At 71.3% G+C, this 25,032-nt stretch carries 15 protein-coding genes and 1 pseudogene; 7 read left to right on the plus strand and 9 right to left on the minus strand.

Features of this window, described 5'->3' with window-relative positions; translation table 11 throughout:
* Positions 1-19 precede the first annotated feature (19 nt).
* Positions 20-1,087, plus strand: coding sequence for an EamA family transporter (locus ACT01A_RS09650; protein ID WP_445152033.1), 1,068 nt, complete (start codon positions 20-22; stop codon positions 1,085-1,087).
* On the opposite strand, the pseudogene ACT01A_RS09655 reads toward ACT01A_RS09650, so the two are convergent.
* From ACT01A_RS09655 to ACT01A_RS09690, 8 genes and pseudogenes are all read right to left on the minus strand, one after another.
* A pseudogene (locus tag ACT01A_RS09655) lies at positions 1,051-2,994 on the minus strand (alpha-amylase family glycosyl hydrolase); the annotation flags it as partial. The gene ACT01A_RS09650 and the pseudogene ACT01A_RS09655 sit on opposite strands and share 37 nt — an antisense overlap.
* Positions 2,904-5,039 (minus strand): glycogen debranching protein GlgX, encoded by a 2,136-nt coding sequence (gene glgX, locus ACT01A_RS09660; RefSeq protein WP_445152034.1) that lies wholly within the window; start codon positions 5,037-5,039, stop codon positions 2,904-2,906. The gene glgX and the pseudogene ACT01A_RS09655, both read right to left, overlap by 91 nt.
* A complete protein-coding gene (gene treZ, locus ACT01A_RS09665; RefSeq protein ID WP_445152035.1) occupies positions 5,036-6,787 on the minus strand; it encodes a malto-oligosyltrehalose trehalohydrolase in 1,752 nt (583 codons plus the stop codon). Before treZ ends, glgX begins: the two co-directional genes overlap by 4 nt.
* Positions 6,777-8,135: an NCS2 family permease gene (locus ACT01A_RS09670; RefSeq protein WP_445152036.1), complete on the minus strand. Its 1,359-nt coding sequence runs from the start codon at positions 8,133-8,135 to the stop codon at positions 6,777-6,779. Before ACT01A_RS09670 ends, treZ begins: the two co-directional genes overlap by 11 nt.
* Before the next feature lie 2 nt (positions 8,136-8,137).
* Complete coding sequence (glgB, locus tag ACT01A_RS09675; RefSeq protein ID WP_445152037.1) at positions 8,138-10,381, minus strand: 1,4-alpha-glucan branching protein GlgB; 2,244 nt, start codon at positions 10,379-10,381, stop codon at positions 8,138-8,140.
* Positions 10,378-11,796, minus strand: coding sequence for a maltokinase N-terminal cap-like domain-containing protein (locus ACT01A_RS09680; RefSeq protein ID WP_445152038.1), 1,419 nt, complete (start codon positions 11,794-11,796; stop codon positions 10,378-10,380). Before ACT01A_RS09680 ends, glgB begins: the two co-directional genes overlap by 4 nt.
* Positions 11,793-13,619 (minus strand): maltose alpha-D-glucosyltransferase, encoded by a 1,827-nt coding sequence (gene treS / locus ACT01A_RS09685; RefSeq protein WP_445152039.1) that lies wholly within the window; start codon positions 13,617-13,619, stop codon positions 11,793-11,795. The genes ACT01A_RS09680 and treS overlap by 4 nt, the downstream gene beginning before the upstream one ends.
* A gap of 5 nt (positions 13,620-13,624) precedes the next feature.
* Positions 13,625-15,601, minus strand: a complete 1,977-nt coding sequence (locus ACT01A_RS09690) for an alpha-1,4-glucan--maltose-1-phosphate maltosyltransferase (RefSeq protein WP_445152040.1) — start codon at positions 15,599-15,601, stop codon at positions 13,625-13,627.
* A gap of 96 nt (positions 15,602-15,697) precedes the next feature.
* On the opposite strand from ACT01A_RS09690, the gene ACT01A_RS09695 reads away from it, so the two are divergent.
* From ACT01A_RS09695 to ACT01A_RS09710, 4 genes are all read left to right on the plus strand, one after another.
* The gene (locus ACT01A_RS09695) at positions 15,698-16,936 is read left to right on the plus strand and encodes a 4-alpha-glucanotransferase (protein ID WP_445152041.1); all 1,239 of its coding nucleotides are present in this window, start codon (positions 15,698-15,700) and stop codon (positions 16,934-16,936) included.
* Positions 16,929-17,654, plus strand: coding sequence for an SGNH/GDSL hydrolase family protein (locus ACT01A_RS09700; RefSeq protein ID WP_445152042.1), 726 nt, complete (start codon positions 16,929-16,931; stop codon positions 17,652-17,654). The genes ACT01A_RS09695 and ACT01A_RS09700 overlap by 8 nt, the downstream gene beginning before the upstream one ends.
* Positions 17,655-17,890: 236 nt before the next feature.
* Positions 17,891-18,751, plus strand: a complete 861-nt coding sequence (locus tag ACT01A_RS09705; RefSeq protein WP_445152043.1) for a sigma-70 family RNA polymerase sigma factor — start codon at positions 17,891-17,893, stop codon at positions 18,749-18,751.
* Between the two features lie 87 nt (positions 18,752-18,838).
* Positions 18,839-19,417, plus strand: a complete 579-nt coding sequence (locus tag ACT01A_RS09710) for an acyltransferase (protein WP_445152044.1) — start codon at positions 18,839-18,841, stop codon at positions 19,415-19,417.
* Here ACT01A_RS09710 and ACT01A_RS09715 read toward each other — a convergent pair.
* Positions 19,353-20,105, minus strand: a complete 753-nt coding sequence (locus tag ACT01A_RS09715; RefSeq protein ID WP_445152045.1) for a hypothetical protein — start codon at positions 20,103-20,105, stop codon at positions 19,353-19,355. The genes ACT01A_RS09710 and ACT01A_RS09715 overlap by 65 nt on opposite strands.
* Positions 20,106-20,238: 133 nt before the next feature.
* Between ACT01A_RS09715 and ACT01A_RS09720 the strand changes: the two genes are divergently transcribed.
* Complete coding sequence (locus ACT01A_RS09720) at positions 20,239-23,838, plus strand: M36 family metallopeptidase (protein ID WP_445152046.1); 3,600 nt, start codon at positions 20,239-20,241, stop codon at positions 23,836-23,838.
* Positions 23,835-25,031 carry an MGH1-like glycoside hydrolase domain-containing protein gene (locus ACT01A_RS09725; RefSeq protein WP_445152047.1) on the plus strand — a complete coding sequence of 399 codons (1,197 nt, stop codon included), beginning with the start codon at positions 23,835-23,837 and terminating at the stop codon, positions 25,029-25,031. Before ACT01A_RS09720 ends, ACT01A_RS09725 begins: the two co-directional genes overlap by 4 nt.
* Position 25,032: the final 1 nt, after the last annotated feature.

Here is a 25,032-nt window from a genome sequence, read left to right on the forward strand (position 1 = left end):
CGCGCGATCGACCGTCGCCATGCCCCTTCGCCACCGCCTGCTCGCCGTCGCCGTCGCCGCCACCTGGGGGCTGAACTTCGTGGTGATCGAGGTCGGGCTGGAGGAGGTGCCGCCGCTGCTGCTGTGCGCGTTGCGGTTCGCGCTGGTCGGCGTGCCGCTGGCGTTCTTCTTCAAGCGGCCGCCGATCCCCTGGCGGCTGATCGCCGGGATCGGCGTCGCGCTGGGCGTGGTCAAGTTCGGGTTGTTGTTCACGTCGATGGACGTCGGGATGCCGGCCGGGCTGGCGAGCGTGGTCCTCCAGGCGCAGGCGCCGTTCACGCTGTTGCTCGCCGCCGCCGTGCTGCGCGAGACGCCGTCGCGTGGGCAACTCATAGGCCTTGGTTGCGCGTTGGCCGGGATCGGCGTGATCGCGGCGTCGCGCGAGGGCGGCGTGACCGCGGCGGGGTTGTCGATGTGCGTCGCGGCCGCCGCGGCGTGGGCGGTCGCCAACCTGATGATGAAGCGCTCGAGCGCCGCCGATCCGCTGGCGTTGATGGTGTGGATCTCGCTGATCCCGCCGCTGCCCCTGCTCGCGCTGTCGCTCCTCGTCGACGGCCCGCACGCGGTCGGCGACGCGCTGGCGCACCTCGACCTGAAGTCGATCAGCGCGATCGCCTACATCGCGTTCCTCTCCACCCTCGGCGGCTTCGCCGCCTGGTCCTGGCTGATGCGCGCCTACCCCGCGGGCCAGGTCGCCTCGTTCGCGCTGCTCGTCCCGCCCTTCGGCCTCGCGTTCGGCGCGCTGCTGCTCGGCGAGCCGGTCGGCCCGCAGCAGCTCCTCGCCGCCGCGCTGGTCGTCGCGGGCGTCGCTCAGGCGACGCGTTCGAGCAGCGCGCGGCCGGTCGGGCCGAGCACGCCGCCGAGCGTGGCGCCGTCGGGCAGCTCGTACTCCTCGCCGCTGAGCACGTCGCGCCAGCGGCCGGCGACAGAGGGCGGCAGCTCCCAGCCGCCCGCGCCGGTGGCGCCGTCGCGGATCGCGACCACGACGAGCACCGCGTCGCCGCGCACGAACGCGACCGCGTCGTCGCCCGCCGGGACCGGCACGTAGTCGCCGCGCGCGTCGAAGGCCTCGGGCCGACGGCGGCGCAGGTCCAGCGCGGCGGCGACGAGGTGCAGCTTGATGGTGTCGGCAGTGGGCGGCGCGCCGTCTTGCAGCGCGGTCAGCGCCTCGCGCCGCGCGGCCCAGTCGACCGGCCGGCGGTTGTCGGGGTCCACGAGCGAGTAGGCCCACAGCTCGTCGCCCTGGTAGACGTCGGGCAGGCCCGGGACCGTCAGCTTCAACAACGTCTGCGCGAGCGCGACGCGCACGCCGAGGTCGGCCACGCGCGAGACGATCACGTCGAACCCGTAGCGGAACGGGCCGTGGTCGAGGAGCGCCACGGCGAACGCCTTGACCGCCGCCTCGTGCTCCAAGTCAGGGTCGATCCAGTTCGACGACAGCTTGGCCTCGCGGAGCGCCTTCTCCAGATAGGGCTCCAGGCGGTCGGCCTCGATCGGCCAGGCCCCGGCGAGCGTCTGGTAGATCAGCAGCTCCTCGGCCGGCGTCGGCGCGCCGCGCTTCGCGTCACGCAGCGGCTTGTTCACCTCGGTCCACGAGCGGACCGCGCCCGCCCACTCGTCGGCCATCCACGTCAGCGCGACCAGCCGCGCGCGGACGTCGCCCGAGCGCTTGGTGTCGTGCGTCGAGGAGACCAGGAGGTTGTCGGGCAGCCGCTGCGCGTTGCCGGCGTGGAACGTGTCGATGGAGATCCCGAAGCGGCCGGGGTCGCCGCCGACCTCGTTGAGCGCCAAGAGCCGAACGTAGCGGTAGAAGGCGGTGTCCTCGACGCCCTTGGCCATCACCGGCGACGTCGTCTGCTGGAAGCGCCAGACGAACTCCGCGGGCACCGACGGGTCGTCGAGCGTCAGCGCGCGGCGGATTTGCCCCGGCACGTCGCGCAGCGCCTCACGGTCGGCGGGCTCCACGCGCCCGGTGTCGGGCTCGACGTAGGTGCGGTAGACCGGCAGCGCGCACAGCGCCTCCGGCAGCAGCTCCGCGACCTCCGGCCACAGCCGCCCGAGCCGTTCGACCTCGGGCGTGAACGGCCCGGTCGCCTGTTGGAGCTTGGCCTCGTCGGCGATCTCGCCGAACGCCCGCGGGTCGCCGACGAGCGACACGTATAACTCGGTCAGCGGATCCTCGGCCGCCGGATCCACGAACAGCGCCGCGACGTCGTTGGCGAACTCGTAGCCGACCGTGCCGGAGACCGGCCAGTCGGCGCGCAGATGCTCGCCGGGGTCGAGGATCTTCTCCACCCATACGTGTTGGACGCCGCGGTCGCGAAGCCGCCGCAGGTACTCCAAGGGGTTGCGCAGCCCGTCGGGATGATCGACGCGCAGCCCGTCGACCACGCCCTCCTCGACCAACCTGATGGCCAACCCGGACATCGCCTCGAAGACCTCTGGGTCCTCGATCCGCACGCCCGCCAGCTCGTCGATGTCGAAGAACCGCCGCCACTTCCCGCTCACCGGATCGACGTCGAAGAACTGCTCGCGCAGCTTCGGGTCCGACCAGTAGCGGTTGGCGTCGTCGGTCGCCAGGTGGTTGGGGACGACGTCGAGGATCAACCCCATGCCCAACTCGCGGGCGGCCGCCGCCAACGCGCGCAGGCCGTCCTCCCCGCCCAGGGCATCGCTGACGCGGCCCGGGTCGACGACGTCGTAGCCGTGCGTCGAACCTTCGCGCGCTTGGAACGACGGCGACAGGTACAGATGCGAGCAGCCGAGGTCGGCGATGTAGGGCAGCAGCGCCTGGGCCGCCGCGAAGTCGAGGTCGGTCCCGAGCTGGAGCCGGTACGTCGCGCGAAGCGGCGCGCGGCCGTCGCTCACGCCGCCCTCCGCAGCACGGTGATCGACCGCGACGTCACGTAGCACTCGCCGCGCGCCTTGTAGTCCTCGGCGCCGGGCTCCAGCCACGGCGCGGCGGTCGACAGCTCGACCGTCCACTGCCGCCCGAAGCGCTGCGCGGGCAGGTAGAAGACCTGGTCCTCGTGCAGCGCGTTGAACAGCACCAGGAACGAGTCGCCCTCGACCGGCTGCCCGTGGCGGTCGCGCGCGCCGGTCGCCTGGCCGTTGAGGAAGATGCCGAGCGAGCGGTGGTCCGGGTTCTCCCAGTCGCGCCGCGTCATCCGGCGCCCGTCGAGGCGGAACCACCACACGTCGGGCAGCCCCGGCTCAGACTGCTCGCCCGCCAGGAAGTGCTCGCGCCGGAAGACCGGCTCGCCGCGACGCAGCGCGATCAGGCGCCGCGTGAACTCCATCAGCTGGCGGCCCTCGTCGCCGATCTCCCACTGGTACCAAGAGATCTCGTTGTCCTGGCACCAGCCGTTGTTGTTGCCGAACTGCGTGCGACAGAGTTCGTCGCCGCCGAGCAGCATCGGCACGCCCTGGCTGAGCAGCAGCGTCGTCAGGAAGTTGCGCTGCTGCTTGGAGCGCAGCTTGAGGACCTCTTCGTCGTCGGTGTCCCCCTCGGCGCCGCAGTTCCACGAGCGGTTGTCGTCGGTGCCGTCGCGGTTGCCCTCCTGGTTGGCGTCGTTGTGCTTGTCGTTGAACGAGACGAGGTCGCGCAGCGTGAAGCCATCGTGGGCGGTGACGAAGTTGATGGAGGCAAACGGCGAGCGGCCGTCGTCGGCGTACAGGTCGCTGGACCCTGCGAAGCGCGCGGCGAAGTCGGCGATCGACGCCTGCCCACGCCAGAAGTCGCGCATCGTGTCGCGGTAGATGCCGTTCCACTCGCTCCACAGCACCGGGAAGTTGCCGACCTGGTAGCCGCCCGGGCCGACGTCCCACGGCTCGGCGATCAGCTTGACCTGCGAGAGCACCGGGTCCTGGTGGATGGTGTCGAAGAACGATGACAACCGGTCGACGTCGTAGAACGTGCGCGCCAGCGTCGAGGCGAGGTCGAAGCGGAAGCCGTCGACGTGGCACTCCAGGACGAAGTAGCGCAGCGAGTCCATGATCAGCCGCAGGACCGCCGGCTGCACCGCGTTGAGCGTGTTGCCCGTCCCGGTGAAGTCCATGTAGAAGTGCGGGTCTTCAGGCGACAGGCGGTAGTAGGCCTGGTTGTCGACGCCCTTGAACGACAACATGGGACCGAGGTGGTTGCCCTCGGCGGTGTGGTTGTAGACGACGTCGAGGATGACCTCCAGCCCCGCGCGGTGCAGGGCCTTCACCATCCCCTTGAACTCCTTGAGGTTCTCGCCCGGCTCGCGGTTGGCGGCGTAGGGCGAGTGCGGCGCGAGGTAGCCGATCGTCGAGTAGCCCCAGTAGTTCTTCAGGCCGTGCTCGTGCAGGAACGACTCGTCGGCGATGTGGTGCACCGGCAGCAGCTCGATGGTCGTGACGCCCAAGTCCTTCAGGTAGCCGACCATCTCGTCGGAGGCCAGCCCCGCGTAGGTGCCCTGGAGCTCTTCCGGCAGGCCGGGGAACTGCTTGGAGATGCCCTTGACGTGGGTCTCGTAGATCACCGTCTCGGTCCACGGCGTTCGCGGGTGGCGGTCGTCCTCCCAGTTGAAGGACTCATCCACCACGACGCACTTGGGGATCGCGGGCGCGCTGTCTTCGTCGTCGAACTCGAAGTCGGCGTCGTCGGTCGCCTCGCCCTCGGGCGGCGTGTAGGGCAGCGCGTTGGCGGCGTCCCAGTCGATCGTGCCGTCGATCGCCTTGGCATAGGGGTCGATCAGCAGCTTGTTGGGGTTGAAGCGCTTGCCCTGGGCCGGGTCGTAGGGGCCGTAGACGCGGTAGCCGTAGCGCTGCCCCGGCCCGACGCCGGGCAGGTAGCAGTGCCAGTTGTGCGCGGTCTGCTCGACCACGTCGACGCGCTCCTCGTTGCCGTCGCGGTCGAACAGGCACAGCTCGACGCGCTCGGCGTTCTCGGAGAAGAGCGAGAAGTTGGTCCCCTGGCCGTCCCATACGGGACCAAGCGGGAACGGCTCTCCTGGCCAGGCGTCGCGCGCGCTCATGCGCGGAACCCCGCGGCGAGGACGCCGGCGAGGGGTGGCAGCAAGACGAGCCCGTCCTCGCGTAGGGATGCGGCCTCATGGGTGGCGAGCACGATCTGCCGGACGGCCTCTCCGGGCACGACCTGCTCTTGGTCTGCGAAGTTCATCAGCAAGGTGTAATCCCCGCGCCGGACGCGCATCCAGCGCGCCTCGGAGTCGGCCCGGACGTCATCGACGGGTCCGCGGGGCAGCGCGCGACGTACCCGAAGCAGGTCGGCGTACAACCCTTTCAGCGCCGAATCCTCCGATCGGGTGAGCTTGGAGCGCTCGAAGGTCGCGGGATCCTGGGGATCCGGGACCTCCTCGCCCGCGAAGCGCGCGAACGCCGCGAACTCCCGGCGGCGCCCCTCGCGCGTGGCGGTCGCGATCTCCTCGTCGATGTGGTCGGTGAAGAACTGAAACGGCGCGTCCTCGCCGTACTCCTCGCCCATCCACAGCATCGGTGTGTAGGGCGACAGCAGCGTGGCGAACGCGGCCAGCGGCCGGGCCTCGTGCGGCAGGCGATCGCCGAGCGCGCGGTTGCCGACCTGGTCGTGGTTCTGGTCGAAGACGACGAAGCGCTCCGGCGGGCAGCCGGCGGCGGGCGCGCCGAAGCGGCGCTTGCGGAACTCCGACCAGCGGCCGTCGTGGACGTGCGGGTCGCGGAAAGCGTGCGCGAGGTCGTTGACCGACCCGAACTCCGCGTAGTAGCCCTCGGACTCGTCGGTGACCAGCGTGCGGATCGCGTGGTGGACGTCGTCGGCCCACGCCGCGTCGCAGCCCCAGCCGCCGGCTTCGGCGTCGCGGACCACCTTGGGGTCGTTGAGCCCCGACTCGGCGATGACGAGCGCCGTGCTCCGAGCGGCGTGCACGCGCCGCGCAACCTCGGCGACGACGTGCTCGGCCGACTGGTCGAAGATCGCGTGGATCGCGTCCAGCCGCAGCCCGTCGATGTGCAGGTCGCGGACCCACATCTCGCACGCCTGGACCGCCCACTCGCGAACCGGCCCGGACCAGTCGCCGTCGTAGTTGATGGCCTCGCCCCAGAAGGTGGAGTACTTGTCGGTGAAGTAGGGGCCGAAGGCACGGATTGCCTTCTCGCCCGACGCGCCGACGTGGTTGAGGACGAGGTCGAGGATCACGCCGATCCCCGCACAATGGGCGGCGTCGACCAGGCGTTGCAGTCCGTCAGGCCCGCCGTAGGCCTGGTGCGCGGCCCAGAAGTAGACGCCGTCGTAGCCCCAGCCGCGCTGGCCCGGGAAGTCGGCGACCGGCATCAGCTCGATCGCGGTGACGCCCAGTTCGGCGAGGCCGGCCAAGTACGGGATGACCGCGTCGAACGTGCCCTCGTCGGTGAACGTCCCGACGTGCAGCTCGTAGACCACCAGGTCTTCCAGCGGGACGCCGGGCCAGCCCTGGTCGCCCCACGTCCACGCGGCGGGGTCGACGATCCGCGACGGCCCGCGCAGACCCTCGGGCTGCAGCCGCGTGTGCGGGTCGGGCAGCGGCGCGCCGCCGTCCAACACGTAGGCGTAGTCGTCGCCCGCGGCGGCCTCGACGACCGCGGTCCAGGTCCCGTGCCCCTCGGACTCCATCGCGTGCTCGCGCCCGCTCACGACCAGCGTCGGCTCGTGGTCCAGCGAGAACACGCGGAAGCGGACGGTCCCGTCGCCGAGGGGCACCGCGCCCAGCGGTGCCTCCCACGGCAGGGCCGCTGGCTCAGAAGACATTGGCGCTCAACCAGTCGGAGGCGAAGAAAGCGGCGAACAAAGGCACCAACAACCACATGATGGGATGGATCTCGCGCACGCGGCGCCGGGCGATCATCGTCACGACGTAACCGAAGACGCCCAATCCGATGCCCGCCGAGATCGAGAACGTAAGCGGGATGCCCACGATCACCAGGAACGCCGGGACCGCGTCCTCGGGCTGTTCCCACTCGATCCCGCGCACGAGCTGGATCATCAGGTAGCCGACCATCACCAAGGCCGGCGCGACCGCCGGATGGATGGTGGTGTCCTTGCTGACGGCCACGCCCTGACCGACGACCGCGATCAACGGCACGAAGAAGATCGTCAGCGCGAACAGCGCGCCGGTGACCACGGAAGCCAGCCCCGTCCGCGCGCCCTCCGCAACGCCCGCGCCGGACTCGACGTAGGTCGTCACCGACGAGACGCCCATCGCGCCGCCGCCGGCCGCCGCGGCGCTGTCCACCAACAACAGGTTGCGGATCTTCGGGACCTCGCCCTTCTCGTCCAGCAGGCCGCCCGCGGACGTCACCGCGTAGGCGGTGCCCACGGTGTCGAAGAAGTCGGTCATGAACAGCGCGAAGATCACCGGCACCAGCGTCCAGGTGAGCGCGTCGCCGAGCGCATCGGGATCGAGGCCGTCGCCGATCGTCGAGAAGTCGCCCGAGTGCGGCCAGCGCGCGACCGCGTCCGGCCCGTCGAGCACGCCGAAGATCAGCCCCAGCACGGTCGCCGTCGCGATCCCGATCAGCACCGAGCCGCGGATGTTCGCCGCGCTGGCGCCCAACCCCACCAAGATGCCCGCCAGCGCGATCAGCGCCGGGCCGGACGTCAGGTCACCGAGCGCGATGCCCGTCGCCGCGTCGTTGACGACGATCCCGCCGTCGCGCAGCCCGACCAAGGCGATGAACAACCCTATGCCCACGCCGATCGCCAGCTTCAGCGACGTCGGCACCGCGCGGACAACCGCCTCGCGCAGCCCGGCCAGCACCAGCACGACCGCGACCGCGCCCTCCAGGACGATGCACGCCATCCCGACGTCGGGCGCGACCTTGCGGCCCAAGATGATGTCGAACGCGACGACCGCGTTGATGCCCAGCCCCGACGCCAGCGCCAACGGCAGGTTCGTCGCCAGGCCCATGATGATGGTGAACCCGGCCGCGGCCAGCGCGGTGGCCACGGCGACCGCGTCGAACGGCAGCCCCGCGGCCGACAGGATCGCCGGGTTGACGAACACGATGTAGGACATCGTCAGGAACGTCGCCAGGCCGCCCATCGCCTCGCGACGGACGTCCGTCCCTCGGGTTTGCAGCGCGAAGAAGCCCGTCAACGTCAGTCCTCGGGCACGAACCACAGCACGCCGAGCGGCGGCAGGGTCATCGCGGCCGAGTGCGGCTGGTGGTGCCAGGGCAGATCCTCGGCCTCCACCCCGCCGAAGTTGCCCACGCCGGAGCCGCCGTACTGGGTGGCGTCGGTGTTAACGACCTCGCGCCAGCGGCCGCCGTGCGGCAGGCCGACGCGGTAGCCCTCGCGCGGGATCGGCGTGAGGTTCATGACGCAGACCATCGTGCGGCCGTCGGTCGCGACACGCGCGAAGGCCACAACCGAGTTCTCGGCGTCGTTGGCCTCGATCCAGTAGAAGCCCTCGGGATCGCCGTCACGCTGCCACAGCGCCGGCTCGGCGGTGTAGGCGTGGTTGAGGTCGCGCACCAGGTTCTGGACGCCGACGTGGGTCCCGCCGCGGGCGGGCGGGTCCCCTTCCGGGTCGTCCTCGAGCACGTGCCAGTCCAGCGAGCGCTCGGCGTTCCACTCCTGCGGCTGGGCGAACTCCTGGCCCATGAACAGCAGCTGCTTGCCCGGATGCGCCCACTGGTAGGCGTACAGCGCGCGGACGTTGGCGAGCTTCTGCCAGTGGTCGCCCGGCATCCGCGAGTAGATCGTGCCCTTGCCGTGGACGACCTCGTCGTGGGAGAGCGGCAGGATGAAGTTCTCGCTGAAGGCGTACATCAACGAGAACGTCAGCTCGTGGTGGTGGTAGCGGCGGTGGATCGGGTCGTGCTGGAAGTAGTTAAGGGTGTCGTGCATCCAGCCCATGTTCCACTTGAACCCGAAGCCCAGCCCGCCGAGGTAGGTCGGGCGCGACACGCCCGGCCACGCCGTCGACTCCTCGGCCGCGGAGATGATCCCGGGCTCGCGGGCGTGCAGCGTCTCGTTGAGCTCCTTGAGGAACTCCACCGCCTCGAGGTCCTCGCGGCCGCCGTGCTTGTTGGGGATCCACTCGCCCTCCTTGCGCGAGTAGTCCAAGTACAACATCGACGCGACCGCGTCCACGCGCAGGCCGTCGGCGTGGTACTCCGTGCACCAGAACAGGCCCGAGGACAACAGGAAGTTCTTGACCTCGTTGCGCCCGAAGTTGAACACCAACGTGCCCCACTCCGGGTGCGCGCCGCGGCGCGGGTCCTCGTGCTCGTAGAGCGCGGTGCCGTCAAAGCGCGCCAGGGCCCAGTCGTCGCGCGGGAAGTGCGCGGGCACCCAGTCCATCAGCACGCCGAGCTCGTGCTCGTGCATGCGGTCGACGAAGGCCTTCAGGTCGTCCGGGCCACCGAGCCGCGGGTCGGGCGCGAAGTAGCCGGTCACCTGGTAGCCCCAAGAGCCCGTGAACGGGTGCGCCATCACCGGCAGCAGCTCGACGTGGGTGAAGCCCAGGTCCTTGACGTAGGCCGCGAGCTGGTCGGCGACCTCGGCGTAGGACAGCAGCCGCTCCGGGTCGTCCGGGTCGCGCCGCCAGGAGCCGAGGTGGACCTCGTAGACCGACATCGGGCGCTCGTGCTGGATCTGCTGGCCGCGCTCGGCCATCCACTCCGCGTCGTCCCACTCGTGCTCGGAGCGCGTGACGATCGCCGCGGTCTTCGGGGAGATCTCGACCTGCCGCGCGTACGGATCGGTCTTCACGCGCAGCGCGCCGCCTTGGGTGCGCAGCTCGAACTTGTACAGCGCGCCCGCCTCGACGCCCGGCAGGAACAGCTCCCAGATGCCGGTCGAGCCGAGCGAGCGCATCGGGTGCAGCCGGCCGTCCCACGAGTTGAAGTCGCCGACGACCGAGACCGAGCGCGCCGCCGGGGCCCAGACCGCAAAGGCGGTGCCGGCGACGCCGCTGAGCGTGCGCTCGTGCGCGCCGAGGCGCTCGTAGATCTCCTCGTGGCGGCCCTCGCCGGCCAGGTGCATGTCCAGCTCGCCGACGGTCGGCGGGAAGCTGTAGGCGTCGGCTTCGGTCACCGACAGCCCGTCCGGGTAGCGGGTCTCGATCTCGTAGCGCAGCGGCGGCTTGGCGCCGTCGAGGTGCGCGGCCCAGACGCCGGCCGGGTGGACCAGCTCGGCGCCGAAGTCAATGCCCTTGTCGACCTTGATGACGACCTGCTCGGCGCCCGGGCGCCAGGCGCGGACGATCGCGCCGCCGTCGCCGTCGGAGTGCGCGCCCAGCAGCGCGTGTGGGTCGGCCAGCTCGCCGGCCGCCAGCGCGTCGGCGTCCCGCTGCCAGGCCTTGGTGAAGCGCTCGTCCTGCATCGTGCGGCTCATGCCTCCGGCTCCGTCGTCTCGGGTTCGAGCAGCCGCGCGATCCCGGCCACCGGGATCTTCACCCATTCGGGCCGGTTGTCCAGCTCGTAGCGCAGCTCGTACACGGCCTTCTCAAGTTCGAAGACCGCCAGCAGTCGCTCCACGCCAGCCCGTCCGGGCGGCAGCAGCGACTGGTCGGTCTCTTCCAAGTACCCGTCGAGGTAAGCGCTACGCACGGCGTCTTCCCAGCCCTCGGGCGCGGGCGCGTCGTGCAGCAGCTCCGAGGCGGTCGCCGCGTAGGCGAACGAGCGCAGCATGCCGGCGACGTCGCGCAACGGCGAGCGCTTGCGGCGGCGCTCGACGAGCGTGCGCGCGGGCTCGCCCTCGAAGTCGAGCACGACCCAGTCGTCATCGGCGGTCAGCATCACCTGGCCGAGGTGGTAGTCGCCGTGGTGGCGGATCACGCGCCCGGCCGAGCCGACCTGCGTCAGCCGCTGGAGCTGGTCGCGCACCTCCTGGCCGCGGCCGCGGATCGGCGCCAGGACGTCGGGCGCGTCCGGGTCGTCCGCCTCCGGGAGGTCCACGAAGACGCGCTCGATCTCCTCGTCGACGGTGGCGGTCAGCAGGCCGAGCGCCTCGGCTGACGTCTCCTCGGGCGCGAATGCGGGGTCCTGGGACTCGGAGCCGAGCGTCGTGTGCAGGCGGCCGGTGACCTCGCCGAGCAGCCGCGCCCGGGCGACGAACCGCTGCGGGTCCTCGCGCAGGTCGGCGAGCGCGAGGTCCCAGCCGTCGGTCGCGCCGGCCAGGAAGTCCTGGACGATGCCGAGCGTCGCGTCGATCAGCCGGCCGCTGTGGCCGTACCAACCGCGCAGCGCGGCGATGTGCGGGAAGTCGCGCTCGGTGAGGAAGCGCAGGATCTCGAGCTCGGGGTTGGGACCTGCGCCGAGCTTCCTGTAGGCCTTGAGGACCAGCTTCTCGTCGATGACGATCGAGCTGTTGGACTGCTCTGCGCCCATCGGGCGCACGTCGCCGATCTCGGCGGGGAGCGTCGAACCCTCCACGGTGCAGAACTGCGCGACGCCGTTGGCGGTCTCGATCTCGGTGTCGGTGGCGATCAGGCGCAGGAGCGCACGGGCGGTCTCGGGATCGCCCATCGCGTCGTAGATCGCCATCGCGTCGTTGACGCAGATCACGCCCTCGGTCCAGTCGCCCTCCGGCCGCGCGCCGATCGGCAGCTGGTAGAGCTCGTGTGTGCCAGGCAGGAACTCGACCTCCAGCACAGACAGGCCGAGCGGCTGCTCGGTCAGCGGGATCGTCTCCAGCAACCGGAAGTGCGCGACCTCCTTGGACTTGGAGCCGAACCAGCGCTGGGCGATGACGAAGTCGCGCAGCGCCTCCTCGTCGGGCAGGCGCAGGGCGCCGGCGGACGCGCTCATGAGCTGGCCTCCTGGTCGTCGTCGATCTCCTCGGCGGGCTTCTCCAGCACGAACCAGAAGAAGCCGCGCGGGGCAAGCGTGAGCAAGTAGGACAACTCGCCGATGCGCGGGAAGCGCGAGCGGCCGAACATCTCGACCGGGTAGCGGCCCTCGTAGGCGCTCAAGTCCAGCTCGACGGCCTGCGCGGAGCGCGCGACGTTGTGCACGCACAAGATCACGTCGTCGGCGTAGGTGCGCAGGTGGGCGAAGATCCTGGGGTTCTCGGTCGGCAGCGGGACGTAGTCGCCCAGGCCGAAGACCGGGTGCTCCTTGCGCAATGCGATGAAGCGGTGCAGCCAGCGCAGCAGCGACGTCGGCGTGCGCAGCTGGGCCTCGACGTTGACGGCCTGGAAGCCGTAGACGGGGTCCATCAGCGGCGGCGCGTAGAGCTGGGCGAAGTCCGCACGGGAGAAGCCGCCGTTGCGGTCGCCCGTCCACTGCATCGGCGTGCGGACGCCGTCGCGGTCACCCAAGTAGATGTTGTCGCCCATGGCGATCTCGTCGCCGTAGTAGAGGACCGGCGAGCCCGGAAGCGAGAAGAGGATCGCGGTCATCAGCTCGATCTCGTCGCGGCCGTTGTCGAGCAAGGGCGCCAGCCGCCGGCGGATGCCGACGTTGATCTTCATGCGCGGGTCCTTGGCGTACTCCCCGTACATGTAGTCGCGCTCCTCGTCGGTGACCATCTCCAAGGTCAACTCGTCGTGGTTGCGCAGGAACAAGCCCCACTGCGCGGTGCGCGGGATCGCGGGCGTCCGCTCCAGGATCTCGGCCATCGGCGTCGCGTCCTCGCGGCGCAAGGACATGAACATGCGCGGCATGACCGGGAAGTGGAAGGCCATGTGGCACTCGTCGCCGTCGCCCTTGCCGTAGTACTCGACGACGTCCTCAGGCCACTGGTTGGCCTCGGCGAGCAGCACGCGGTCGGGGTACTCCTCGTCGACGGTCTTGCGGACCTTGCGCAGGAACTCGTGGGTCTCCTCCAGGTTCTCGCAGTTGGTGCCCTCGCGCTCGTAGAGGTAGGGCACGGCGTCCAGGCGGAAGCCATCCAGGCCGCGGTCCAGCCAGAAGCGCAGGACGTCGAGCATCCGCTCGTGGACGACCGGGTTGTCGTAGTTGAGGTCGGGCTGGTGGGAGAAGAAGCGGTGCCAGTAGTACTGGCCGGCGACCGGGTCCCAGGTCCAGTTGGAGGTCTCGGTGTCGGTGAAGATGATCCGGGCCTCGCTGTACTTCTCGTCCGTGTCGGACCAGACGTACATGTCGCGCTCGGGCGAGCCGGGCGGCGCGTTGCGGGCGTCCTGGAACCACTGGTGGTCAGACGACGTGTGGTTCATCACCAGGTCGGCGATGACGCGGATGCCGCGCTCGTGCGCGGCCAACATGAAGGTCTCGAAGTCCTCGACCGTGCCGTAGTCGGGGTGGATCCCGTAGAAGTCGGCGATGTCGTAGCCGCCGTCGCGCAGCGGGCTGGGGAACATCGGCAGCAGCCAGATGCAGTCGACGCCGAGCCACTGCAGGTAGTCGAGCTTCTCGGTCAGCCCGACGAAGTCGCCCGACCCGTCGTCGTTGCCGTCGTAGAAGCCGCGCATGTGGATCTCGTAGAACAACGCGCGCTTGAACCACAGCGGGTCGCGCTCGAACCAGTGCGTCGGATCGGCGGCGTGCAGCTCCTTCTCCGCCTTGACGGGCAGGTTCTGGTTCTCGGCCTCGGACGCGACGGAGGCCTCGGACTGCTCAAAGCGCGTCGGCGTGTCGTCGTGCTGGGTCTCGCGTGCCTGGGTGGCCATGACCGCTACCCCCGGACCACGCGGAACAGGTGCGCCTGGCGGTCGCCAGGGGCGAGCCGGACGTAGTTGGGGCCGACGTGCCAGTCGTACCGGCTCCCGTCGAGGAGGTCCTGGACCTGGAACTCCCAGGGCAGGCCGAGGTGGTCGGGCACGTGAACGGAGCCCTCCTGGGCCCATTGCGGATCGAGGCAGACGACGGCGAGGACCGCGTCGTCGCCGGTCTGCTTGATGTAGGCGATGAGGCCGTCGTTCTGGGTGTCCAAGAACGTGATGTTGGACAGGTGCTGCAGCGCGGGGTGCGCGCCGCGGGCCTCGTTGAGCAGGCGGATCAGGCCGTTGAGCGGCGCGCCGTCGAGCGTGCGCTGCTTGGCCTCGTACTTCTCGGAGTCCAGGTACTCCTCGCTGCCGGGCTTGACCGCGGTGTGCTCGATCCACTCATAGCCGGAGTAGATCCCGTAGGTCGGGCTCAGCGTGGCGGCCAGGACGAGGCGCGCCTCGAACATCGCGCGGCCGCCGTGCTGGAGCTGCTCGGTGAGGATGTCCGGCGTGTTGGCGAAGAAGTTGGGGCGGTAGTAGTCAGCGGTCTCGTAGGCCAGCTCCTGCACGTACTGCTCAAGCTCCCAGCGCGAGTACTGCCACGTGAAGTAGGTGTAGGACTGGTTGAAGCCGAGCTTGGCCAGCGTGCGCATCACCGCGCGGCGGGTGAAGGCCTCGGCCAGGAAGATCGTGTCCGGGTGCTTGGCGCGGACCTCGGCGATCATCCACTCCCAGAAGGCGAAGGACTTGGTGTGGGGGTTGTCCACGCGGAAGACCTTCACGCCGCGCTGCACCCACAGCAGCACGATGTCGCGCAGCGTGTTCCACAGGCCCTTCCAGTCCTCGCACTGGAAGTTGACGTTGTAGATGTCCTGGTACTTCTTGGGCGGGTTCTCGGCGTACTTGAGCGACCCGTCGGGGCGGCGGTGAAACCACTCGGGGTGCTCGGTCAGCCACGGGTGGTCGGCGCTGCATTGGATCGCGAAGTCGATGGCGATCTGCAGGCCGTGCTCGTCGGCGGTGCGGACGAGGTCGGCGAAGTCCTCGAGCGTGCCGAGCTCGGGGTGGACGGCCTCGTGGCCGCCGACGCCCTTCATGCCGATGGCCCACGGCGAGCCGGGGTCTTCGGGTCCGGCCGTCAGCGTGTTGTTGGGGCCCTTGCGGTTCGTGACGCCGATCGGGTGGATCGGCGTGAGGTAGAGGACGTCGAAGCCGAGCGCGGCGATCTGCGGGACCGCCTCTGCCGTGCCCTTGAAGCCGCCCCAGGAGCGCGGGAACAGCTCATACCAGGAGCCGAAGCGCGCACGCTCGGGGTCGGCGTCGAGGACGAGCGGCTCGTCGAGCGTCGCGGACTGCGAGCGGTCGGGGTAGCGGTCGATCGCCGCGGCGAGCTCGGGATCGAGCGCGGCCTGGTGCTTGAGCGGCTCATCGACTTCAGGATCGGAGAGGGTCTCCAGGGCGTTCTTGATGATCTTGCGATCGCCGCCCTTGGCGCGCTCCTTGGCGGCGTCCAGGAGCAGGACGCCCTCCGACAGCTCGCCGGCCAGCTCGGTCTCGCCGAAGTCGACCTTGCGGCGCAGCTCCTCGCGCCACGAGGCGAAGGCGTCGATCCAGGCCTCGATCGTCCATTGGTGGCGGCCGAGCGCCTCGACGGGGAAGCCGCCGGCGTAGGTGTCGCCCGCCACGTCCTTGTCGATGTGGGCGAGCGGGTGCTCGACCCACTTGCGGCTGTTGGGCGCCTTGACCTTGACGACGGCCTTCAGGACGTCGTGGCCGTCCGCGAAGATGGTCGCCTTGATCGCGACCTCCTCCCCGACCGTCCGCTTGGGCGCGTACCGGCCGCCGTCGATCAGCGGCTCGGGGGCGAGGATCACGATGCGCGGCGGGGCCGCGGGCTTGGTGCGCTTGGGGGAAGCGCGGGTGGGCGGGGCGGGGTCCTGCTTCACGACGCGTGTGGGGGTCTCGGTTGGTTGGTCGATCGGTCGAGCGGGCACGTAGTGGCGACTCTTCCCAGAATGACGCCTGACGAACGCAACAATCCAGTGACCGAACGCACGAACCCTTTCTCCCGCCGGTCGAGCGGCGTCCAGTTGCACCTCACCTCGCTGCCGGGCGGGCGGCTGGGCGGTGAAGCGCGGCGGTTCGTGGACTGGCTGGCCGAGGCCGGGCAGTCGTGGTGGCAGATGCTGCCGCTAGGGCCGCCGGACCGGTACGGCTCGCCGTACAAGGCGTCGTCGGCGTTTGCGGCGTGGGACGGCTTCCTGGAGAAGCCGGACGCGGAGGTCACGCGCGAGGAGATCGACGCGTTCGGCGCGCGGCACGAGTTCTGGGCGCGTTCTCTCCCGCGGCGGATGTGGGCCGACCAGGTGCGCTTCGAGCGGGAATGGGGCGCGTTGCGCTCCTATGCCGCCGACCGGGGCGTCGGTCTGATCGGAGACGTGCCGATCTATGTCGCGCCCGGCGGCTATGACCAGAAGGCGTGGCCGGAGCTGTTCGCCGATGGCGTCGTGGCGGGCGTCCCGCCGGACGCGTTCACGGCGGCCGGCCAGCGCTGGGGCAACCCGATCTACGACTGGCCCGCCATGCAGCGGCGCGGCTACGCGTGGTGGGTGGCGCGCTTCGAGCGCGTGTTCGAGTTGTATGACATGGCCCGCATCGACCACTTCCGCGGGTTCGTGGCCTACTGGGCGGTGCCGGCGGGCGATCGCGACGCGCGCGGTGGCGTCTGGCGGCGCGGCCCAGGGCGCGCGGTGTTCAACGCGGCGCGGCGCGAGCTCGGGTGGGACTCCTACGGCGCGTTCATCGCGGAGGACTTGGGCGTCATCACGCCGCCGGTCACCGCCTTGCGGCGCGGGTTGGGCTACCCGGGGATGGTCGTCCTGCAGTTCGCCTTCGACCCCGAGGACCCGCGCGGGCCGCACCGCCTGGAGAACCACCGCGACGACGTCGTGGCCTACACCGGCACGCACGACACCGACACGCTGAACGGCTGGTGGTCGACGCTGGAAGCGGCGCGCCGCGACGAGGCGCTGGCCGCGCTGCGCGCCGCCGGGTTCGCCGACGACGACATCGACTGGGGGCTCATCCGGTTGTGGATGTCCTCGGTCGCGCCGCTGGTGATGCTGCAAGTCCAGGATGTTCTGGGCCTGGGGTCTGAGGCGCGGATGAACCTGCCGGGGACCGCGAGCGGCGCGTGGAAGTTCGCGTTGCGGCGGGGTCAGCTGAAGGCCAAGCACGCCGCGCGCCTGCGTGCCGCGACCGAGGAAGCCGGGCGTGCCTGACGACGTCGGCGGCCATCCGCCGGCGTCGCCGTCAGGCATGCCGGGCGGCTTGGCCGCTGATGGGCCCGTCCTCGCGCTGGGCGACTCCATCATGTCGGGGCCCGAGGAGGGGTCCTATCGTGTTCCTCCCCGCGCGTGGCCGGAGTGGGTCGCCGCGTTGCTGGACCTCCCGTTTCACCGAATAGCCCGACCGGGTGCTTCTGCGCCCGATCTCGTGGCGCGCGAACTGTCTCGGATACGAGACGACTACGCGGTCGCGTGCGTCGGGGTCGGGACCAACGACGTGCGGTCGCTCGACTGGGACGCGGATCGCTACACGCACGCGCTCGACACCCTGTGCAGCGCGGTCGCCGCCCGCTCCGAGCGCCGCTGCCTCGCCACCGTGCCGCTCGACCTCGGCCGGCCGCGGGCCGGCGCGAAGGTCGCCGACCTCAACGCGATCGTGCGCGATGTGGCGCAATCGCACGGGTTCGCGGTGGTATCGCTCGACGACTTCGGCGGCTGGCGCTGGTGGTTCCCGGACGCCGTCCACCCAACGGCGCTCGGCCAACTGGAGATCGCGCGGCGCGCGGCGCGGGCGCTGAAGTTGGACCGGGACCCGGCGCAGCTCGCCCCGCCGGCGTCCGGACCGCGGTCTGACCTGCACTACGCGGCGACGCGCCAGATCGGCCATCTGTGGCGCGATCACCAGCGTAGACGGGCTGAACGTAACGTTTGACCACGAGCAGGAGACGTATCAATGTGGCCCGAAGAGGGCACCACCTTCCTCCTTAGGAGCGCTTCATCCGGGGTTGGGAAGGTTTCGGTGTCGTCTTGTCGGGTGACACCCGACTCCTCCCCCCACTCCCCACCGCAACTCGTGCGATTGTGACCCGTTGCACAGTTGCACAAGCAACGAATCTGGCGTAGAATTCCGAGTGTAGTTATCGGGATTTTGCCCGGGAAAGGACCTTGTTGAGCCCCTCCACCCTCACCCCCACGTTTACGAACGACGTCCTCGCGTCCCCGCTGGATCAGCTCCTGCGGCGTGCGAGCCAGTACCAGCTCCTCGATCCGGCCATGGAAATCGAGCTCGCGCAGCGCATTGAGCGCGGCGATCTCGAGGCCAAGGATCTGCTGGTCAACTCGAACCTGCGCCTCGTCGTGTCGGTCGCCCGCCACTACGTCGGCCAAGGCCTGACGCTGGACGACCTCGTTCAGGAAGGCATGCTCGGCCTCATCCGCGCCGTCGAGAAGTTCGACTACCGCAAGGGCTACCGCTTCTCCACGTACGCGACGATCTGGATCCGCCAGGCGTTGCAGCGCGGGCTGGACAACACGGGTCGCACGATCCGTCTGCCCTCCCACATGTCGCAGCGGGCCCGCCGTATCGCCCGTGTGGAGCGCGAGCTGACCGCCGAGCTGGGCGAGCCGCCGACCGACGAGAAGGTCGCCGCGGCCGCTGAGCTGGACATCGAAGAGGTCGCGCTGCTGCGTGAGCGCGACCGTGCCCTGGCCTCGCTGGATCAGACCGTCGGCGACGACGGCGAGACCGCGCTGGGCGCCCTGCTTCCCGCCGACGGTGAGACCGTCGACGAAGAGGTTGAGCGCGAGACCGAGGCGTCGGCGCTCCGTGAGGCGGTCAACCGCCTTCCGGAGGACGAGCGCGAGGTCATCCACCTGCGCTTCGGCACCGGCGGCGACGGCGAGCACACGCTCGTCCAGGCTGCCCGCCGGCTCGGCATGCCGCCCTCCAAGGCCCGTCAGGCCGAAGAGCGCGCGCTCCGTCGCCTTGCGGCGGACGGCGACGTCAAGTCGCTCCGCGTCGCGGCCTAGGCGCCAAGCAAGACATAGAAGTTGCTTCGAAGGGCGGCACTCCGGTGCCGCCCTTCGTCGTTCTCGGCCGCGTGCGACGATCTCGGCGTGAGCTCCTCCTCGCCCTCTGACGCCGCGCTCGCGCCGCCCTCCGCGCTGCCGCGGCGCGCGGGCTGGCGCGATCGGCGACGGGCGCGCAAGCGGGGCGTGGTCGCGGGGCGGGACGTCGCGGTCGGGCGCGGCGTGCGGTTCGACGTCGCCGAAGGCGGGCGGGTGGAGCTGGGCGACGGCGTGGTGCTCGGTGATGGGTGCCGGTTCCACGTCGGGCCGGGCGCGACGGTCGTCGTCGGAGCGGGCTCGTGGCTCGGCGAGCGGTGCGTGATCACCGCCCAGCAGTCGGTGTCGATCGGCGCGCGCTGCGTGTTCGGCGACGAGGTCGTCCTGGTCGACACGTCGCCGGTCGCGGGAGACGTCGAGCGGCCGGTGCGCGCGCAGGGCCTGCGCGCGGTGCCGGTCGTGGTCGGCGACGGCGTGCGGATCGGGCCGTCGGCGGCGCTGATGGCGGGCACGTCCATCCCGGACGGCGCGACCGTCGACGCGCGCGCGACCGTCGATCCGGCGTTTACCCCCGATCCAGCTCCGCGGCCGCCTGCTCGGCCCGCTCGCGGCGGTCGCGCGCCTCGCTGAGCGCCGCCTCTGCCTGCGCCAGATCCCGCTTGCGCGCCGTGATCGTCGCCTCGACCTGCTCGAGCGACCGCCGCGCCCCGTCCAGCGCCGACTCCGCCTCGGCCTCGGCCTCGTTGGCCCGCCGCAACGCGTCGCGCCGGCGCCGGACCTCACGCGGATCTGGCCCAGCCGGCTTCGCGGAGCCGGACTTCCTCGCGGAGGCGGGCGGCGTCGCGGACGCGACCAGCGCGTCGAGGCCACCGAAGCCCGACGCCGCGCGCTCCTTGAGAACGCGGCCGCTGGCGACCTCGGCGCGCGCCTCGTCGTCGACGGTCGCGGCGTGCAGCGTCGCGCGGACCTTGTCCTTGGTCGCGCCGTCGACGGGCGTCTGGGCGGCGAGCGCGTCGACCAGCGCCCGCGCTGCCTCGGCTGCCGACCGCAACACGGCCGGCTCCGCGCCGCCGAGCAGCGCCTCTTGGGCGCCGGAGAGCGCCGCGCCGGCCTCGACGAGCGCCTTGACCTCCTCGGCGTGCGTACGCGCGAGCTGGTTGACCGCCCACGCGGCGCGCGTCGGCTTGGCGAGCTTCTTGACCTCCGCGGCCCGCTCCTTCTCGCCGCCGGATCGCAGCTCCTTGGCCAGCGCGTCCCGCGCGGCCACGAACTCCTCCAGCGGCAGGCCGTAAAGGCGGTCGATCGGGTCGTCGGCCATCGGGGCATGGTCTACCCGATGCGCCCGACGGTGGGCGACGATGAACGCCTTGGCGAAGGATGCGACGGGTTTAACGGTGCATGCACGCCATCTCTCAGGCAATAGGGCTCTGGGGCCGATACAACCTGCGGTGGTGGGCAGGCACGGCAGGCATACGCTTGCGGTAATCGCGCTGACCGTCGCAACGACGGCCGCGTCGCTCGCTGCCGCCCCGGCCCACGCGATCACCGCTCCGGCCTCTGACGCCAAGCCGGACTTCGACGTCCGCGCGAGTGACCGCGCGACCGTGCCAGCCGCCGTCGCCGACGCGCGCGAGACGCTCGCCAAGCGCTTGGGCACCGAGGGCACCGTCACCGCCGACCCGGTCACGGGCGGGCTGCGCAGCGTCGTGCGCACCGACGGCTTCCTGACCGCGCCGTCGAACGACGATCCCGCCGACGTCGCGCTGAGCTACGTGCGCGCCAACGCCGCCGCCTTCGGCCTCGACGCCGCCGACCTCACCACGCTGCGCCTGACCAACCGCGAGACCGCGCCCGACGGCCTCACCCACCTCGCCTTCGCCCAGCGCGACGACGGGGTCTCCGCCTACGACTCCGCGCTGACCGCGTCGGTCACCGCCGATGGCCGCCTGCTGACCGTCGGCGGCGCGCCCGTCCACGACCTCCAGCCACCGTCGACCGAACCACCGCTCGGCCCCGCCGCCGCCCGCGCCGCCGCCCAGCGCGATCTCGGCGTCACGCCCGACGGCCGCGCCGGCGACGTCGGCACCGACCCCGCGCGCACCACGACCTTCCCCGGCACCGACGACGTCGCGGCGCTCACCACGCTCGCCGACCCCGGCGGCGACCGCCTCGCCTGGCGCCTCACCGTCTCCGGCGAGGCGCCCTACGTCTACGAGGTGCTCGTCGACGCCGCCTCGGGCGCGATCCTCACCCGGCACTCGCTGACCGACTTCGCCGCCATGCCCGCGACCGTCCACGAGCTGCACCCGGGCGACGGCACCGACCACAGCGTCGACCTCTCCGGCTGGCTCACCTCCCCGGTCACCAAGCTCAGCGGGCCCAACGCCCACGCCTACGCTGACCGCTCGCCGCCCGACGGCATCGGCGGTGACAGCGAGATCGCGCCGGCGGCGGGCAGCTACAACGCGACGGTCACGCACGCGACCCCCGCCACCAGCCCGGCCCAGCACTGCCCGACGGTGTTCGACACGTTCTGCAGCTGGGACGGCGTCACCGGCGCGTCCGCCACGGCGAACGTCCGCCAGGTCGCCGCGCAGGTCTTCTACTACGTCAACGCCTACCACGACTGGCTCGCCCAGCCCCCGATCGGCTTCACGAGCACGTCTTACAACTTCCAAGGCGGCGACCCGGTCAACGCCGAGGTCGACGACTACGCCGGGACCAACAACGCCAACTTCTCCACGCCGCCCGACGGGCAGCAGGGCAAGATGCAGATGTTCCTGTTCTCGGCCCCCTACCCGGCGGTCAACGGGGCCGACGACGCCACGCTCGTCTACCACGAGTACACCCATGGCATGACCAATAGGTTGGTCGGCGGCGACGGCCAGGCCAACGGCCTGCTCGCCCGTCAGTCCCAGGCGATGGGCGAGGGCTGGAGCGACTTCTACGCCATGGACTTCCTGGACCACCAGGGCCTGGTGACCGACACGAACTCGCCCGGCGACGTGATCGTCGGTGGCTACGTCGCCGACGACCCTGACACCGGCATCCGCACCAACGCCCTCGACTGCCCAGTCGGCGACGTCGACCCCGCCCACTGCCCGGGCACGGCCATCGCGGGCTCCGGCGGCTACACGTTCGGCGACCTCGGGCGCGTCCTGGGCTACTCGACCGACAACCCGTTCTTCGAGGTCCACGCCGACGGCGAGATCTGGGCCGAGACGCTGTGGGACCTGCGCGACGCGATCGGCGCCGACGACGCCCGCGCGCTGGTCACCTCCGCGCTGCGCCTCTCCCCCAAGCAGCCGACGTTCCTCGCCATGCGCAACGCGATCCTCGCGGCCGACACCGCCGCGGGCGGCGCGCACCACGACGAGATCTGGGCGGTCTTCGCGGCGCGGGGCATGGGCTACAGCGCGACGGTGACGTCTGCCAACGCCACCCACGCCGACGAGGCGTTCGACATCCCGCCGGTCGCCGAGGGCGGCGCACCGAGCGCGACCGCGCTCACGCTGGAGCAGGACACGCCGGTCTCGATCCCGGTCGCTAACCCCGGCACCGCGCCGCTGACCAACGTCCGCGCGACGCTGACCTCCGGGACGCCCGGGATCACCGTGCCGGCCGGCGCCGCCAACCTCGGGACGCTCGCCCCCGGCGCGTCTGCCGCGGCCGCGTTCGCCGTGCGCGCCGCGGCCGCTGCCCAATGCGGGACGGTCGGCACGCTCGCGCTGAAGGTCACCTCCGACCAGGGCACGCGGACCATCCCCTACAACCTGCCGATCGGCACCGGCTCGGCGACCGTCGGCACGCGCGCCTACAGCCCCGCCGCGCCGATCGCCGACAACGCGCCCGCCAGCGGCCTGACGTCGACCATCGCCATCCCGACCCACGGCCGTGTCGGCCACCTGCGCCTCACGCTCGCCGCGTCGCACGGTTGGGTCGGCGATCTGCACGCCTGGCTGACCTCGCCGTCGGGGACGACCGTCGACCTCCTCGAGCGCCCCGGGGTCGGCACGTCCACCAACTACTCGCCGGGCAACTTGGTGGCCTCGACGCCGCTGGTCTTCGACGACAACGCGACCAAGCCGATCCAGGAGCTCGTTAGCACCGACACGACGGTCGGCGGGATGTACGCGCCCAACCAGCCACTGTCGCGCCTGGCCGGCGAGGACCGCTTCGGCACGTGGACGCTGCGGGTCACCGACGCCCGCGCCGCGAACGCCGGGACGCTGACCTCCTGGTCGCTGGACACGGCCGCCCCGGCGTGCGCGATCACCGACGCACCGACCGGCCTCATCGACGACGACGCCACGTTCCGCGCGCGGGTGGATCCTGGCCCGCCCACCCCTGCGAGCGCCACCAGCGCTGCCTTCGAGCTTGGCCCGACCACCGCCTACGGCTTCCGCTCCCCCGCGGTCGCCCTGGCGGCCAACAGCGGGTTGACGGACTTCACGGTCAGCACGCCGGGCCTGACGCCGGGCGCGACCTACCACGTGCGCGTCGTGCTGCTGCGCGGCGGGGTCATCGTCGCGGCCGGTGCCGACCAGGCCTTCGTGGCCGGATCCGAGACGCCCTACAACGGGCGCGGCGGCAACGACGATGGTGGTGGCGACGACGGCGGGGCCGGTGGCGGAGGCGGCGGCGGGACCGACGGCGGCGGCGGGACCGACGGCGGCGCTGGCGACCAGGGCGGCGCGGGCGGCGGCGTCTTCAACATCCCCAAGGCCACCATGAAGGGCCTGGCCAAGAGCCTGCGGCTGGACCGCAACGGCCGCGCGACGCTGTCCTTCCGCGCGACGCCCGCCCGCGCGCGCGGCACGATCAAGCTGACCTACGGCACCAAGAAGACCAGCGGCGGCAGCGGCTCCTTTACGGTCCCTTCGAACGGGCGCGTCAAGCTGGTGGTCAAGGCCTCGGCCAAGCTGAAGGCGGCGCTGCGCAAGGGCAGCGCGGCCAAGAAGGGCGTCAAGGTCAAGATCTCCACCAAGATCGGGGTCACGACGTTCACCGCCACGCTGACGATCAAGCCGTACATCAAGAAGAAGGGGTGAGCTTCGACGCGGGCGCCGAAGCCCGCGCGCTGCTTACGCGCAACTGGCGCGAGGGCGAGTACCGCGGGCGCCGCTACGCGTTCTCGGTGCCGTCGCCGCGCTCCTATCCGTGGCAGTGGTACTGGGACTCGTGCTTCCACGCGATCGTGCGACGGCGCTTTGACCCGGCCGGCGCCCGGGCCGAGCTGGAGACGCTGCTCAACGCGTCGCGCGAGGACGGCTTCATCGGCCACACGGTGTTGTGGGGTCACCCGCTCGACGCGCAACGAGCCATCCGCTACAACATCGCGTCGCGCGCCGACCTGATGACCTCGACGATCCAGCCGCCGCTGCTGGCGTGGGCGTGGGCGTGGGTCGCCGGCGCGCCGGCCGCTTTCGACCCGCGCATCGAGCGCCACCACGCGTGGCTGCGCGAGCACCGCGCGCTGGAAGCCGACGGGCTGCTGTGGCTGATCCAGCCCGATGAGTCGGGCATGGACGCGTCGCCGAAGTTCGATCACGTCTGGGGGCGGGTCGCGCAGGGCCGTCCGTTGTTCCCCATGTTGATCGCGCGGAACCGGCGCCTGGGCTTCGACGCGCGGCGCGTGCGCGCCGCGGGCCACCCGGTCGTCTGCGAGGTCCTGACCAACGTGGCGTGGTCGCTCAGCGAGCAGGCGCTCGGGCGGGAGTCGCTCACGGGCGCGCTGGTCGAGCGGCTGTGGGACGAGAAGCGCGGGCGCTTCGCCGACGACGTCGTCAACGCGGTCCGCCCCACGCCTCCGGAGGCACGGCCCCGCACCTGGGACACGCTGGCGCCGCTCGCGCTGCCCGACCTGCCCGACGCGATCGCCCAGCGCCTGGTCGACGAGGTCCTGCGGGCGCCCGGCTTCAGCGGCGCGGTCCCACTGCCGGCGGTCGCGCTCGACGACCCGTCCTACTCCTCGCGCGAGACGTGGTGGGGCCGCCATCGCCACTGGCGCGGGCCGTCGTGGGTCAACAGCGCGTGGTTCGTCTCGCTGGGCCTGCGCCGCCTCGGCCTGGACGCCGAGGCCGACGCGCTCGCCGCGCGCCTGCACGCCGTCGTCGCCCGAGAAGGCTTCCGCGAGTACTACGAGGCGCGCCTCGGCTACGGGATGGGCGCGCACGACTTCGGATGGTCGACGCTGCTGTGGGAGCTGACCGACCCCGTGGAGCCTCCTACCCTGGCTCGCTGAC

Source organism: Baekduia sp. Peel2402, assembly GCF_052567285.1.

Bases quoted from the DNA above. Each gene is read 5' to 3' on its own strand.
- treS (WP_445152039.1), bottom strand. From the start codon at position 13,619: ATGGCCACCCAGGCACGCGAGACCCAGCACGACGACACGCCGACGCGC.
- glgX (WP_445152034.1), bottom strand. From the start codon at position 5,039: ATGAGCGCGCGCGACGCCTGGCCAGGAGAGCCGTTCCCGCTTGGTCCC.
- ACT01A_RS09650 (WP_445152033.1), top strand. From the start codon at position 20: ATGCCCCTTCGCCACCGCCTGCTCGCCGTCGCCGTCGCCGCCACCTGG.
- glgB (WP_445152037.1), bottom strand. From the start codon at position 10,381: ATGAGCCGCACGATGCAGGACGAGCGCTTCACCAAGGCCTGGCAGCGG.
- ACT01A_RS09680 (WP_445152038.1), bottom strand. From the start codon at position 11,796: ATGAGCGCGTCCGCCGGCGCCCTGCGCCTGCCCGACGAGGAGGCGCTG.
- treZ (WP_445152035.1), bottom strand. From the start codon at position 6,787: ATGTCTTCTGAGCCAGCGGCCCTGCCGTGGGAGGCACCGCTGGGCGCG.
- ACT01A_RS09715 (WP_445152045.1), bottom strand. From the start codon at position 20,105: ATGGCCGACGACCCGATCGACCGCCTTTACGGCCTGCCGCTGGAGGAG.